We start from the raw sequence: 12243 nt of genomic DNA, 5'->3' as shown, positions 1-12243 counted from the left end.
TTTCAAGAAACACCCGGGGGAGGGGTTCCTCCCTAAGAGAGGCCGGGGGACCCCCCGGAAAGGCCTCCCCTGGTGCGCCGGGCCGACCGCCCCCCCCCCCCCCCCCCCCCCGACCCCCTCGACCCTTCTTCCAGGAGCCCATCCATGAGCACGCCCTCGCCCGACACGATCGCCACCGCCCTGGCCCAGGGATTCGCCTCCACCCGGCGCGTGCCCGCGCTGCGCCGGCCCGACGAGTACGGCCTCGCCTACGAGGACGTCACCTTCCCCTCCCAGGACGGCACCCCGCTGGAGGGCTGGTTCATCCCCGCCGACTCCGACAAGCTCGTGATCGCCAACCACCCCATGCCGTGCAACCGCTACGGCTACCCCGGGCACCTGCCCCAGTACGCCACCCCGTTCGCCGACTTCGAGGTCAACTTCCTTCCCGACTACAAGAACCTGCACGACGCCGGCTACAACGTCCTCGCCTACGACCTGCGCAACCACGGCCGCAGCGGCGCCGCCAACGGCGGCCTGGTCGGCATCGGCCTGCTGGAGTACCGCGACGTCATCGGCTCGGTGCGCTACGGCCGCCAGCGCCTGGGCGTCGACAACTCCCGCATCGCCTTCCTCTCCCGCTGCCTCGGCGCGAACTCCACGATCGTCGCGATGTCCAAGCACCCCGAGGAGTTCGACGGCGTCCGGGCCCTGGTCGCCGTCCAGCCCGTCTCGCTGCGCGCGCTCGCGGAGACCGCCCTCGCCCAGGTGCCCGGCGGGATCGATCTGCTGGAGACCGAGCTGAAGAACCTGACTGGCTTCGACCTGGACGAGCTGTCCCCACTGGCCTTCGCGAAGGACGTCACCGTGCCGACGCTGATCGCCCAGGTCCACCACGACTCCAGCACCCGCCCCGAAGACGTCCAGGGCATCTACGACAACCTCGCCACCGCCGATAAGAGGCTGCACTGGATCGAGGGCACCACCCGCCGCTTCGACGGCTACAACCACTTCCCCGAGAACCCCGAGCAGATGATCGACTGGTTCGCCTCCCACCTCGCCTGACTGACTGCCTGCGAAAGGGGTCACCATGACCAACGTTCTTGTGCTCGGTGCGTCCGGGCAGATCGCCTCCTGGGCCATCGACATGCTCGCCGACCAGGGCACAACGCTGACGCTTTTCGCCCGTAACAAGAACCGCATCAGCAACGTTCCCGCCGGTGCGACCGTGATCGAAGGCGACGCGACCAACCGTGCAGCACTCGCAGAAGCGGTCCGCGGACAGGATGTCGTCTACGCGAACCTCGCCGGAAACATCGACGAACAGGCCCAGGCCATCGTCACAGTCATGGAAGCCGAGGACGTCAAGCGCCTGATCTTCGTGACCGCGCTGGGCATCTACCAGGAAGTGCCCGGAGAGTTCGGCCGTTGGAACCGTGCCGCCATCGGCGTGCCCACGCTCGACACCTATGCAGCCGCCTCCGACACGGTCGAGGCTTCGTCACTGGACTACACCGTGCTGCGCCCGGCCTGGCTCTCCGACACCGACGAGGTCTCCTACGAACTCACCCAGCGCGACGAGCCGTTCAAGGGCACCACGGTCTCCCGCAAAAGCGTCGCCGCGCTCGTCGCCGACATCGTCGCCCACCCTGGCAAACACGTGCGCGAGAACCTCGGCGTGAACAAGCCCGGCACCGACGGCGACCGCCTCGTCTGGTAGGAGTCACCCGCAGTTCGAGGGGCCCGAGCCACTGGAGAACGGCCTCTGAAGCATCTGGGGACGGTGGCGCCCAGGGTGCGGGAGATTCTCCCGCTCATCGATCAGTGGCTGAGCGCCTTGGTGTCCGGCATCGAGAGCCTCGACCGCGACACCGCATGGCTGCTGCTGTCGCGCATCCACGGCAATCTCGGTGCGAGCACGGGCAATTGACCTCTGTCGTAACGACAGGACCACTAGCTTTCATGTAAGGGTGTCTTTGACCATGGACTGGGTTGCTTTCCGGGATGCGGCTCGGCGCGGCATGCAACCGGGCAAACCGCTCCAGGACCCCCTCAAGCTGATCCGGGTCGCGGTCGGCATGCTGATCGCGACGGTCATCGGCTGTCTCCTGCATGACCCGGTGGAACAGCTGCTGGTCATAGTGGGCGCGTTCCTGGGCACGATCGCTGCGCTCATGCCGCACAACCGGTCCCGCATCGTTGCGACGCTTGTGACCAGTGCCGCGCAGATCGCTGCTGCGGGGCTGGGGGTCATCTTCTCGGGGCGCTGGGTGTCCGTACTGCCGCTGATCTTCGTGCTGTTCCTGGTTTCTGGGCTCCTGCGGGCCGTCGCAATCGGCATCAGCATGCGCCTGACGGTCGTCATCATCGTTCTCCTGGCGTTTGCCGAGATCTCATCAGAGCTGACGGTGGGCCCGGTCGAGGTCGTCGCCTTTTTCGCCGTGGGGTTCTTGATCATGAACCTCGCTCAGCTATTTCCCCCGTACGGATCGCGGCACTCGGTGCAGCGCCGTGCCGTCGCAGGCTTCTACCGTACGATCGCGGTCGGCAGCTCCGGAGATTCCGCTCTTCTGGAGGCCGACCGGAGCCTGGCGCTGCTGCGGTGGCGCAGTCACCGCGAGCTCGAACGGCTCACGCAGCTCGTGGTGCGTGGCGAGGAAATCGGGCAGCTGATGCGCGCACTCGAAAACCGTGCCGACGACGAATCGAACCTTTGGCACGAGGCCGCCTCACGTCAGCTGGTCTGCATCGCTTCAGCGATCTCGCGCGCGCGACCGGACGGCTCCCTCGGCGCGGCCTCATGGCCGGGCCAACCGCGAAGCGAGCTTCAGCGGGCCGTGGCACGAGCGGTGGAGGCCACGACTCAGCTTGCCGCCAGTGAAGACGTTTCCCCCGCCTCCGATGAGCGTCACACGCCGATTTCGCTCGAGCTGGTCCTGGACGAGCTGCGCTGGGGCTCCCCGATCCTGCACCACGCGCTACGGCTGGCCACGGTCTGCGTTGTCGCGCAGGCCGTCGGCATGGCAGTGGGCGCATGGCTCGGACCGGCCGCCTTCCTGGCAGGGCACGGCTTCTGGGTGGTCGTCGCGGCAGCGCTGATCGTATTCCCGGACTACGGCTCCACCTTCGCCCGTGGCGTCGGCCGTTCCATCGGCACCGTCGCGGGCGCGGTCGCCGCCGTCGCGCTGTCCTTCCTGCCCAACGTGCCGGCCCTGCACGCCATCGTGCTGCTCCTGCTGTTCTACGGCTACCTCGCGTTCCGCAGCTGCGGGCAGCCGTTCACGATGTTCTGGGTGGTGGCCTGGATCGGCTCGCTGACCCCCGGCCCACTCGGCGCGACCACGCGTGGCCTCGACACGATCATCGGCTGCCTGCTCGCGTTCGCCGCCTACCTCATCGCTCCCACATGGCAGCGCCGCCTGCTCACCGAGCACCTCACGGAGTGGGCCGAGGCGACTGCACGTCAGATCGACGCGCTGGTACTCGTCTGGGCAGCGGAGGACGAGACACACCGGATCGCAGTCGCCCACGCCGTAATGCGTGCCCGCCTGACCGCGCTGGAGTTCACCGCGGCGGCCCGCAGCGCCCGTTTCGAGCCTCGCGACCGGCACGGCCGCTGGCAGAACGACGCCCTCGACCCGACCATCGACGCGGTGACGAGCGTGCGCCGACAGATCGCGGCGCTCTGCGCGCTTGCTCCCCTCTGGAACGCCGAGGAACGCGCAGCCGTCTCCTTCGGCGTGGAGGCCGCCTCGCGCGACCTCGACGCCATCAGTCAGAGACCAGTGGGCGCCCCACGGTCCGGCGATGCCGCCAGCGTTGACAAGGGGACGACCTCCACGGACACGATCGCGGCACTCCGCCGATTGCGTGGTGGCATCACGGCTTTGGAGACGCTCGCCGCGGCCAACAGCATCATCGCGCGCCGGTAGCGCACCGAACTCGTACTGCCGCGACGCACGATCTGCTGCAGGCGTTGCCCCTCCTGGTCGGTCAGTCTGCGCACACGGACAGGCTCAGCCACCGTGCCTCCAGCGGTCGGATCGGACGTCACTGCACGTCCAACCGCCACGACCGCCAACCCGGCGAACCTATGCGGTCAGAGCACTAGCTGTTCTGTCTCCGAGAGGGTGAGACGGGCGCCGTCTCGCCGGATCCGACGGACGGGCCGGAGGCGAGGTCGAGGAGCGTCATCTTGTCGTGGTCCGGGCTGCCCGGCGGCGCCATGTAGATGATGAGGCGTTGGCCTTGTGCGCGGTTGAGGGACAGCCCTTCGTGCGAGAGCGTCATCGTGCCGACCTCCGGGTGTCGGAGCGTCTTCTCGCCGTCGCCGATCGTGTGCACCTCGTACCGCTCCCAGAGCCGGTTGAAGTCGGGGCTCTTGACGATTAGCTCACCTACGAGTGCGGCGAGATCCGGGGCATCCGGATCGCTGCCAGCGATCGCCCGCAACTGGGCGACGCACCCCTTGGCCTTCTGTTCCCAGTCCGCCCACAGCTCGCGGGCAGCTGGGTGCAGGAAGATGTACCGTACGGTGTTCCGCTGCCGCTCCGGCCAGTCGGCGATGCCGTGGAGCAGCCGCAGCCCGCCGGGATTGGTCGCCAGCAGGTCGTTGGTGCGGCTCACGACGTACGCCGGGTTGGGCCGGAGCGTCTCCAGAAGCTGCGTGACGGTCGGACGGACCCGCCGTGACGGCAGGGGACGGGGCTCGGGTGCACGCCGCGCCGCGCGCGCCGCCAGCTCGTGCAGGAAGCCGCTCTCCTCCTGGCTGAGGCGGAGCGCGTCGGCCAGCGCCTCGACCACGGAGGGGCTCGGATGGGTCTCCTTGCCGCGTTCCAGACGTATGTAGTAGTCGATGCTCACACCGGCCAGCGCCGCCACCTCCTCCCGGCGCAGACCCGGCGTACGGCGCGTGCCGGTTCCGGCGGGCAGCCCGACGTCTGCCGGGCGTACGTCGCCACGGCGAGCCCGCAGGAACTTCCCGAACTCGGTCATGTCGTCATTCTGCCAGCGTGTGATCAGGGGTCCAGCCCGGAGCCTGGCCCTGTTGCACCCACCTCTGGCGCACCCCGGAAGATCACGGTCTGCCTCGCCCTCGCGAGCCTCACCAGCCTGGACGGATGACCACTCTTGAACCAGCCCGCCCTTCACAGGATGCCCGGCAACGCACGGCCGCACCGAAGCTGATCCTGGCGACCACGTTCATGGGCATCTTTCTGCTCAACCTCAACACCATGGCGATGAACGTGGCGCTGCCCGGGATCGGGCGGAACTTCGGCGGCAGCACGGCGGGACTGCAATGGATCGTGGACGCCTACACGCTGATGTTCGCCGCACTCCTGCTTTCCGCGGGCGCGCTCTCCGACCGCATAGGGGCGAGCCGCGCGTTCGGCGCCGGCGTCGCGGTCTTCACGGTCGCCTCGGCGGCCTGCGGACTGGCGCCGGGGCTGGGCGAGCTGATCGCCGCCCGCCTGATCCAGGGGAGCGCGGCGGCGATCATGTTGCCCTCCTCGCTGGCCCTCGTCCGGCAGGCCTTCCCGGACGCGGCCGAACGGGCACGGGCCATCGCACTGTGGACCGTTGGCGGAGCCGTCGCGGTTGCCGCCGGCCCGGTGGCCGGCGGGGTGCTGTCCAGCACTCTGAGCTGGCGGGCGATCTTCGTCGTCAACCTGCCCGTCGGCATCGCCACCCTCGCGGTGTTGACCCGCGCGCAGCGCTCGCCGCGCCGTGCCGCGCCGCTCGATCCGTACGGCCAGCTCACGGCGATCGTCGCGCTCGCGGCGCTCACCTTCGCGGTGATCGACGGAGGGGAGAACGGCTTCGGCGAACCCGTGGTGCTGGGCTGCCTGGGGCTCGCCGCAGTGGCGGCGGCCGCGTTCATCATGATCGAGGCACGTACCGCCGCGCCGTTGGTCCCGCTCGACCTCTTCCGTTCGCGCACGGTGACGGTTTCGGTCGCGATCGGCTTCGTCGTCAATGCCGCGTTCTACGGGCTGGTGTTCGTGCTGAGCCTGTTCTTTCAGGACGTTCTGAACCTGTCCGTCATGGCCGCGGGGCTGATGTTCCTACCGATGATGGCCGTGATCGCCGGAGCCAACCTGGCCTCGGCCAGGGCTGCGGCACGCTTTGGGCCGCGGATGCCGATCGCCATGGGACAAGCGATCTTCGCGCTGGCGATGTTCGGCCTGCTCTGGATCGACGAGGGCACCAGCAGACCAGTGATCGCGGCGATGCTCATCCCGGTCGGCCTCGGCCTAGGATTCTTCGTACCTTCCCTGACCGCCATCCTGCTGAACGACATCGCCGCAGATCGGGCCGGAATGGCCGCCGGGATCCTGAACTCCTTCCGGCAGACGGGCGGCGCGCTCGCCGTGGCCGTCTTCGGAGCCTTGGTCGCGGACCGGGGTGAGTTCATTGTGGGTCTGCGGGTCGCCTTGTGCGTCGCGGCTGTGATGCTGATGGCCACCACGGCCGCGGCCCTCATGCTGCCGCGCGGCCGTAGCTGACGGGACGGTGACGGGGATGTCTGGCGTGGGGCCCGGTAATGAACTCAGCCTGAGGGAGCCGGGCGGCGCACGAGGCTAGGCGGTCAGCTGCGGGCGACGGGGCGCGTGAGCAGCATCAGGTAACGATCTACGGCTGGAGTACTGGTACTCCAGCCGTAGATCGCGATCTTCGTAGTGCGCGGTCGGGCGGGCCGTCTCGTGTCCCGGGTTGGTCCGACTGGTCATATCTTCCGGTGGGTCGTGCCGGGACGTTCCGGGTGGCGGCAGAGCCGAGGTGATGAATGCGTCACCGGACCATCCATGAGCATCAACCTCAGGAGCCTCACGATGCGCCCCATCAGAGCAGCCCGTCTCGGCACGGCCACTGCGCTGGTCACCCTTCTTGCCTGCGCCCCTGTCGCGTCCGCCGCGACGGACACCGATTCCGCTCACGCCACGGGCGGAGACCGGGTCATCACACTCATCGGCCATCTCGTGCAGCAGACGCGCTTCCCCGTCAAGTCCGATGGCAGCCCCGCCCAGGGCGACCGGACCGTCTTCCGCTCGCTCCTCTTCGACAAGGACGACAAAAACCAGGTCGGCGAAACCGACGGCACCTGCACCACCACCACGGTCGAAAGCGGCGGGGCGGAGGAGTGCGTCGTGACCTACAACCTCCCGGGCGGCCAGCTCTCCGTACAGGGGATGGTCTTCGGCATCCTCACCGATGGCCGCCCGACGATCCCTCCCCCCTCGTTCGACAATGGGATCACCGGCGGCACCGGGGATTTCCGCCAGGCTCGCGGCCAGGTCCACGCCGACACGATCGGTACGGGCAAGAGGCGCTTCACGATCGAGCTCGACCGCTGACTGCTCTGCCCCGCCCGGTGAGAAGGCTGGGCCGTCCACGGCGCGGCCCACCAGCTCGATCGGTCCCATTGGCGACGCCGCAACCAGGCGCGATCCCGGGTCATCGACCATCAGTGACAAGCCGCCCAGGCATGAAGATCGCGATCTACGGCTGGAGTGCTAGCAGCAGTCGGCGGACCTCCGCTGCGGTGACGTGGACTTCGTGACCGGCAGATTCACAGGACCCGCGGACACCTGCACAGACGTCGGCATTTGGAGCGGGCCGGGGGGAAGAAAGCGGACGGTCTACAGTTCCGGGCTGTACGGCTCACGGCGTACAGCCCAGATGGAGAACCTGTCGGCCATGGCATGCGGACCGGGCCGGGCCGTGGTTGGGCGTGGCCTGCCGGGATGTGACCGGCATCCGGCTGTGGCTGGAGTCCGACCGACCGTGGCGAGCGCGTCTCAGTTGCCACCCCCGGCGCCCATGGGCGAGTGGCACGCGGTAACACTCTGGACCAACGTTCCTGACGGCTGACTGAGGCAAGTGGTCGTCCCTGAAGTGCAAGACCTACGGGTATGGACTGTCGGCCTGGGCTACGTCTCGCTGTACGGCGGCCCGGGGTCAGACCTGCTGCGCACCCGTGTGACCGCACCGCCCGCCGACGTTGAACTGGGAGACGCCGGCCGTCCCTCTGCGTGTGGTCCGCAGCAGCCCTGGGACGTCAGCTCGTGGACGAGCGCCGCTCGACGGAGGCCGTCCGTCAACGCCGGAGGGCGGAAGTGAAGGCTGACGGCCAGGAGCGACGCACGACACGCCAGTCGGCGCGGCGCACCCCATCACGACGACGACCAGTGTGCCGCCACCGCCGAGGAGGGGCTGCGCGTGAGCCGACAGCCCGCCCGCACAAAGCTATGCGGCGAGTGCGGCGGGCTCGCCGAGGTGCGCGGCCGCTGTCCGCCATGCCGCGGTCACCGCAGCTCGGGCCCGCGCAGTGCAGGCCGCGCGGTCACCGGTCAGGACCAGTGACGTACCTACGTGGACGTGCAGGCGCGGGCGACGTACCGGCGCCGTCACCAGGCCGGCGAGCTGCTTGGCCGTGCGGCCTGAGGTGATTCGTCGGGCGCCGGCTTGGCCTACAGGCACGATGCGAGCACCGGTTCGCTCGGCGAGGCGCGCCAGGCCGGTACGGAAGATGCCGGGGGCGGCTTCACCGGCATCCCTGCGGCGGGGCAGGCCGCCTTCGGCGTAGATGAGGAGGCACCGTCCCTCCTCCAGGGCCTGGGCGGCCACATCGAGCGCGGTGGCGGCTCGCCGGTCGCCCCGGTGCACGGGGACGTGCCCTTCGCGGCGTAGGGAGTGTCCGAGTACGGGGATCCGCCACAGGCCCGCGGCCGCCATGACGACGGGTTCGATGCCGAGGCCGTGCAGGGCGGCGAGTACGACGGCGGGGTCCGCGAACGAGGTGTGGTTGGCAGCGATGATGCTGCCGGGTGCGATTTCGGCGTCGGCGTCGGTGGTCACCGACAGCCGACCGAAGACGGGCACCAGACAGTCGGCGATACGGCTGAGCACGGCGGTCTCCCGATCTGGGCGATGTTGGTCTTCATCGTCCGTCGGTGGTCGCCGCACCGCCGTGAGTCCTCGTACTCATCTTGCAGGCCGGCAGGTGCTTAGGCGGTGTCTCTTCGATCAGGTAGCTCGTTGTTCTGGTCATGCTCAGCAGGGGGGATCTGACCGACGAGGAATGGGCAGTCCTGGAGCCGCTACTGCCGGTGAGCAACAACCGGTGCGGCCGGTGGCGGGACCACAGGCAGGTGATCAACGGGATCATTCACCGGCTCAGGACCGGTTGCCAATGGCGCCAGCTGCCCGAACACTTCGGTCCGTGGCAGACGGTACACAAGCGGCACACGCTTTGGTCGGCTGACGGCACCTGGGAGAGGCTGCTCCAACACGTCCAGGCCGTCGCCGACACCGCGGGCGACATCGACTGGCACATCAACGTCGACTCCACCTCAATCCGCGCCCACCAACATGCCGCAGGGGCACCCAAGGCCCCACCACCCGTACCGCCGACCACCTCAAAGTGGGCCGAGGAAAGATCAGTTCATATGCGCCTGCGCCCCCTTCTGGAGGAGGCGGTGCGGAAGGTGAGGCGCTCGGCCGGTCCCGCGGCGGGCTCACCACGAAGGTCCACCTGGCAGCGGACGGTAAGTGCCGTCCGCTCGCTCTGCTCGTCACTCCCGGTCAGCGGGCGGACTGCACCCAGTTCGTGCCAGTGATGGACAAGATCCGGGTGCCACGCATGGGGCCGGGCCGTCCGCGACGACTCCCGACCAGCGTCTCGGCCGACAAGGCGTACAGCAACAGCAAGCGCGGGCACGTCTATCTCGGCACGGTCACCGCGGCCGCGTTGCTGATCTGGCTCAGGTCATGAGGCCAGGACGGCACGATGGCGGCAGTCAGCCCCGGGTGGGCCAGGATGTCGTAGTGACCGGCGCCGGGCAGGACGGCCAGTTGCGCATGCGAGCGGCCGGATCCGTCGAAGCCGGCATCCTTCAGACCGCCGCCGAGCAGGGCGTAGAACTCCACCATGTGCGCGGGGCAGATGGCGTCGGCGTCACCAAACACGAGCAGGGTGGTCGCGGTGATGGAAGGGATCTCGGCGCTTCAGCCATAGTCCTGTTGCTTCAGCTCGGCCGTCTTGCCGACCAACACCGGCCAGTCCTGGGGCCGGGGCGCGAGCCGGGCCCGCTGTAAGCGCGGGTCACGCGGCGGGCAGCCTGCGGGCTTCGACCGCTACGACACGGAAATGGGAGTCGCGGGCTGAAATGCCCGCCGGTCAGGTGACCTTCTGGCGCTGGGGCGTCTTCCGCGTCTTCACCCCGCCGACGATGAGCGCTAGCCCCACGGCGACGATGCCGAGGTCAGCGGTGGACGGAAGGTCGACGACCTTGTGTATCCAGCCCCACTCCGTGCCGAAGAGGGTCTGCGAGGCGAAGCTGACGAGCCCCTGGGCTCCTACGACGTAGCCGATGCTTTCGACGGTGTATCCGATGGTTATTCGCACGGATCGATGATCTCGCGGAGGTGCCGCAAGATCGTCCTCTTCAAGGCCGAAAACGTAGTAGGCCAAAGGATGCAGTCGCGTGCGGAAAGCACCGGCACAGCACCCCGCCGCGGCCGAGGAGTGGGTGACACCGGACGGCGCGAAGATCACGCCCTCGTACGCCCAGCGCATGGGCCAGTCGACCTTCCAGACCAGCTTGCCGCGGTTGTGCTCGGCCGGTGCGCCACACCACGACGAGCAGTGGGGGCAACAGCGTCTACTTGGGCACCGTCGCTGTCGCCACGTCTGGCTCTGAGCATGATCGGAGAGTCAGGGCCTAGAAGGAGCCGTGACGGCAGCCTGTCATCACAGCGGCTTCCCATTGGAGAAGTCACGCTGTGTCGGGGGATGGACGGAACGTCGTGATCAGTTGAACCAGACCACGAGTCGCACGTGTTCCGGTCCATGCAGCTCGGCAAGCGTCCGCATCACGTCCCAGACCGGCGCCCAGTGGGTCCGCGGCCCGGCGACCGTGCTACGGCTGTGCGTACCGGACCGATCGGTCTCGTCCCAGTCGGCAGCTGCCAACTCGGCCCAGTTGATCCACGTGGTTCCGTGTGCGTCCCGTGGCCCGCCCCATGCGTTGAATGCTGCCCGCAGCCTGTCCGAGACGTCGTCCGGCAGGCCACGGTCTTCGGCCAGCGGCTGGAACCCGAAGGAGTTGCGAACGCCGAAGAGGCAGGCGAGTGCGTCATAGGCGTTGCCGGTGTTGAGGAGGGAGAGGTTGATGGCGGCGTGCCAAACCGCGTCCTCGTCGTCCTCACCCCAGATCCGGGCCAGAGGCCTGCACTCGATCATGCCACTCACGTCCGTTGACATTTCTGCAGTCTGCCGAAAACAGACAGGGCTCGTCGCCTCGATTTCGATGCCGCACGGCAGCGGGCCGTGTCCTGGGTCCAGGAACGCGGAACGTACAGTTCCCGGTCGATCGCCGCGTGCCCCCTCGGGGTCAAGTAGGCGAGCTGGACGGCCACCTGACTTTTCTCGATGAGACCGGCGGTACCGGTGCATTGACGCTGCACACCCATCGTGGCATTGCCCTTCTTCGGGGCACCGGTCTCATCAATGACCAGCACCGCGTCGTGGTGGTGCAGCTGCCGACGACGAAGCCGCGGATGTCGTCACGGACTGCGTCGGCTTCACACGCTCGCGCGCAGCAGGGCGACTTCTCCGGGGTCAGCGGCACGAGGTCCGGCAGCGGACTCGGCGTCGGCATTGAGGGAGTGGGCACCAAGGTGCCGTCCACGATCAGCACGGTGTATTTGCTGAACCGTCTGCGGGGTTGGAACGCGAGCGACGGGCCGAGGTCGTCGATGATGCGGTCCGCCGCCGACTTCGAAACCCCGAACAGCGGCGCCAATTGGCGCAGGGTGAGGTTCGTGCGCCAGTACGCGGCGACCAGCAACACTTGGTCGGTCCTCCATCGGCAGGCTCCAGGGCCGGCCCTTGCGGACCCGGACCGGCACCCTAACGCCGCAGCGAGGTAACCGTCTTGCCGAACTGCCGGAGCCCAGCCCGGTGAACGGGGCTGCCCAGGACGACTCCGGCGCCGTGATCACACCAGCCACGGCGAGATCATTTCAGTTGCTGTCGCCCAGCAGCCCGGACGTCTCCTGGTCCTACACCGGCTTCGGAGTGTTCAGGCGGTGGCTGGCACAGGCCGACGGGTTCGCACTGGACGAGATACCGACCAGCCTCAAGGCGGAAGCACCGACCCACTTCTCCAACGGCACATGGACGACGTCCGCCAGTTGGTGGTCGTCCTGCAGCGATGCATCGAGAAAGACGTCGACCTCCTCTTCGGCTGACACCGGCGG

Annotated in this window: 12 protein-coding genes and 5 pseudogenes; 7 read left to right on the top strand and 10 right to left on the bottom strand. The window is 68.4% G+C overall.

Translation table 11 applies throughout. The features are described from left to right. The first annotated feature begins 144 nt into the window (after window positions 1-144). The 4 genes from AC07DS_RS45355 to AC07DS_RS45340 all read left to right on the top strand — a co-directional run bounded on the left by AC07DS_RS45355 (window position 145) and on the right by AC07DS_RS45340 (window position 3911). Window positions 145-1044, top strand: coding sequence for an alpha/beta hydrolase (locus tag AC07DS_RS45355; RefSeq protein ID WP_479154575.1), 900 nt, complete (start codon window positions 145-147; stop codon window positions 1042-1044). Window positions 1045-1069: 25 nt separating this feature from the next. Beyond that, window positions 1070-1699, top strand: coding sequence for an SDR family oxidoreductase (locus AC07DS_RS45350; protein ID WP_479154574.1), 630 nt, complete (start codon window positions 1070-1072; stop codon window positions 1697-1699). 75 nt (window positions 1700-1774) lie between these two features. Beyond that, the gene (locus AC07DS_RS45345; RefSeq protein ID WP_479154573.1) at window positions 1775-1909 is read left to right on the top strand and encodes a hypothetical protein; all 135 of its coding nucleotides are present in this window, start codon (window positions 1775-1777) and stop codon (window positions 1907-1909) included. A gap of 52 nt (window positions 1910-1961) precedes the next feature. Further along, window positions 1962-3911 carry an FUSC family protein gene (locus tag AC07DS_RS45340; protein ID WP_479154572.1) on the top strand — a complete coding sequence of 650 codons (1950 nt, stop codon included), beginning with the start codon at window positions 1962-1964 and terminating at the stop codon, window positions 3909-3911. Here AC07DS_RS45340 and AC07DS_RS45335 read toward each other — a convergent pair. After that, window positions 3878-4003 (bottom strand): annotated as a pseudogene (locus AC07DS_RS45335) (IS630 family transposase); the annotation flags it as partial. The gene AC07DS_RS45340 and the pseudogene AC07DS_RS45335 overlap by 34 nt on opposite strands. Window positions 4004-4086: 83 nt before the next feature. Beyond that, window positions 4087-4974 carry a helix-turn-helix transcriptional regulator gene (locus AC07DS_RS45330; protein ID WP_479154571.1) on the bottom strand — a complete coding sequence of 296 codons (888 nt, stop codon included), beginning with the start codon at window positions 4972-4974 and terminating at the stop codon, window positions 4087-4089. 125 nt (window positions 4975-5099) lie between these two features. Here AC07DS_RS45330 and AC07DS_RS45325 point away from each other — a divergent pair, with 125 nt between their 5' ends. Continuing rightward, on the top strand, window positions 5100-6485 hold the full coding sequence (locus AC07DS_RS45325) for an MFS transporter (protein WP_479154570.1): 1386 nt from the start codon (window positions 5100-5102) through the stop codon (window positions 6483-6485). Window positions 6486-6785: 300 nt separating this feature from the next. Next, complete coding sequence (locus AC07DS_RS45320; RefSeq protein WP_479154569.1) at window positions 6786-7334, top strand: allene oxide cyclase barrel-like domain-containing protein; 549 nt, start codon at window positions 6786-6788, stop codon at window positions 7332-7334. An 892-nt stretch (window positions 7335-8226) separates the two neighbouring features. On the opposite strand, the gene AC07DS_RS45315 is transcribed toward AC07DS_RS45320, so the two are convergent. Further along, the gene (locus tag AC07DS_RS45315) at window positions 8227-8889 is read right to left on the bottom strand and encodes a lysophospholipid acyltransferase family protein (RefSeq protein WP_479154568.1); all 663 of its coding nucleotides are present in this window, start codon (window positions 8887-8889) and stop codon (window positions 8227-8229) included. A 140-nt stretch (window positions 8890-9029) separates the two neighbouring features. On the opposite strand from AC07DS_RS45315, the pseudogene AC07DS_RS45310 reads away from it, so the two are divergent. Continuing rightward, a pseudogene (locus tag AC07DS_RS45310) lies at window positions 9030-9709 on the top strand (IS5 family transposase); the annotation flags it as partial. Here AC07DS_RS45310 and AC07DS_RS45305 read toward each other — a convergent pair. From AC07DS_RS45305 to AC07DS_RS45275, 7 genes and pseudogenes are all read right to left on the bottom strand, one after another. Beyond that, complete coding sequence (locus AC07DS_RS45305; RefSeq protein ID WP_479154567.1) at window positions 9703-9948, bottom strand: hypothetical protein; 246 nt, start codon at window positions 9946-9948, stop codon at window positions 9703-9705. The pseudogene AC07DS_RS45310 and the gene AC07DS_RS45305 overlap by 7 nt on opposite strands. A gap of 211 nt (window positions 9949-10159) precedes the next feature. Then, window positions 10160-10387 carry a hypothetical protein gene (locus AC07DS_RS45300; RefSeq protein ID WP_479154566.1) on the bottom strand — a complete coding sequence of 76 codons (228 nt, stop codon included), beginning with the start codon at window positions 10385-10387 and terminating at the stop codon, window positions 10160-10162. Window positions 10388-10477: 90 nt separating this feature from the next. Then, window positions 10478-10603: pseudogene (locus AC07DS_RS45295) on the bottom strand (hypothetical protein); the annotation flags it as partial. 189 nt (window positions 10604-10792) lie between these two features. After that, window positions 10793-11245, bottom strand: a complete 453-nt coding sequence (locus tag AC07DS_RS45290; protein WP_479154565.1) for a hypothetical protein — start codon at window positions 11243-11245, stop codon at window positions 10793-10795. A 47-nt stretch (window positions 11246-11292) separates the two neighbouring features. After that, a pseudogene (locus AC07DS_RS45285) lies at window positions 11293-11567 on the bottom strand (transposase); the annotation flags it as partial. 81 nt (window positions 11568-11648) lie between these two features. Further along, window positions 11649-11994 (bottom strand): annotated as a pseudogene (locus AC07DS_RS45280) (transposase family protein); the annotation flags it as partial. Window positions 11995-12045: 51 nt separating this feature from the next. Continuing rightward, window positions 12046-12237: a hypothetical protein gene (locus tag AC07DS_RS45275; RefSeq protein WP_479154564.1), complete on the bottom strand. Its 192-nt coding sequence runs from the start codon at window positions 12235-12237 to the stop codon at window positions 12046-12048. Window positions 12238-12243 lie beyond the last annotated feature (6 nt).

The sequence above is a fragment of the Streptomyces sp. NPDC044064 genome (assembly GCF_056434245.1).
Note: the sequence above shows the minus strand (reverse complement) of the source record. Positions and strands in the feature narration are given on the sequence as shown.

Bases quoted from the DNA above. Each gene is read 5' to 3' on its own strand.
- AC07DS_RS45355 (WP_479154575.1), top strand. From the start codon at position 145: ATGAGCACGCCCTCGCCCGACACGATCGCCACCGCCCTGGCCCAGGGA.
- AC07DS_RS45350 (WP_479154574.1), top strand. From the start codon at position 1,070: ATGACCAACGTTCTTGTGCTCGGTGCGTCCGGGCAGATCGCCTCCTGG.
- AC07DS_RS45340 (WP_479154572.1), top strand. From the start codon at position 1,962: ATGGACTGGGTTGCTTTCCGGGATGCGGCTCGGCGCGGCATGCAACCG.
- AC07DS_RS45330 (WP_479154571.1), bottom strand. From the start codon at position 4,974: ATGACCGAGTTCGGGAAGTTCCTGCGGGCTCGCCGTGGCGACGTACGC.
- AC07DS_RS45325 (WP_479154570.1), top strand. From the start codon at position 5,100: ATGACCACTCTTGAACCAGCCCGCCCTTCACAGGATGCCCGGCAACGC.
- AC07DS_RS45320 (WP_479154569.1), top strand. From the start codon at position 6,786: ATGAGCATCAACCTCAGGAGCCTCACGATGCGCCCCATCAGAGCAGCC.
- AC07DS_RS45290 (WP_479154565.1), bottom strand. From the start codon at position 11,245: ATGTCAACGGACGTGAGTGGCATGATCGAGTGCAGGCCTCTGGCCCGG.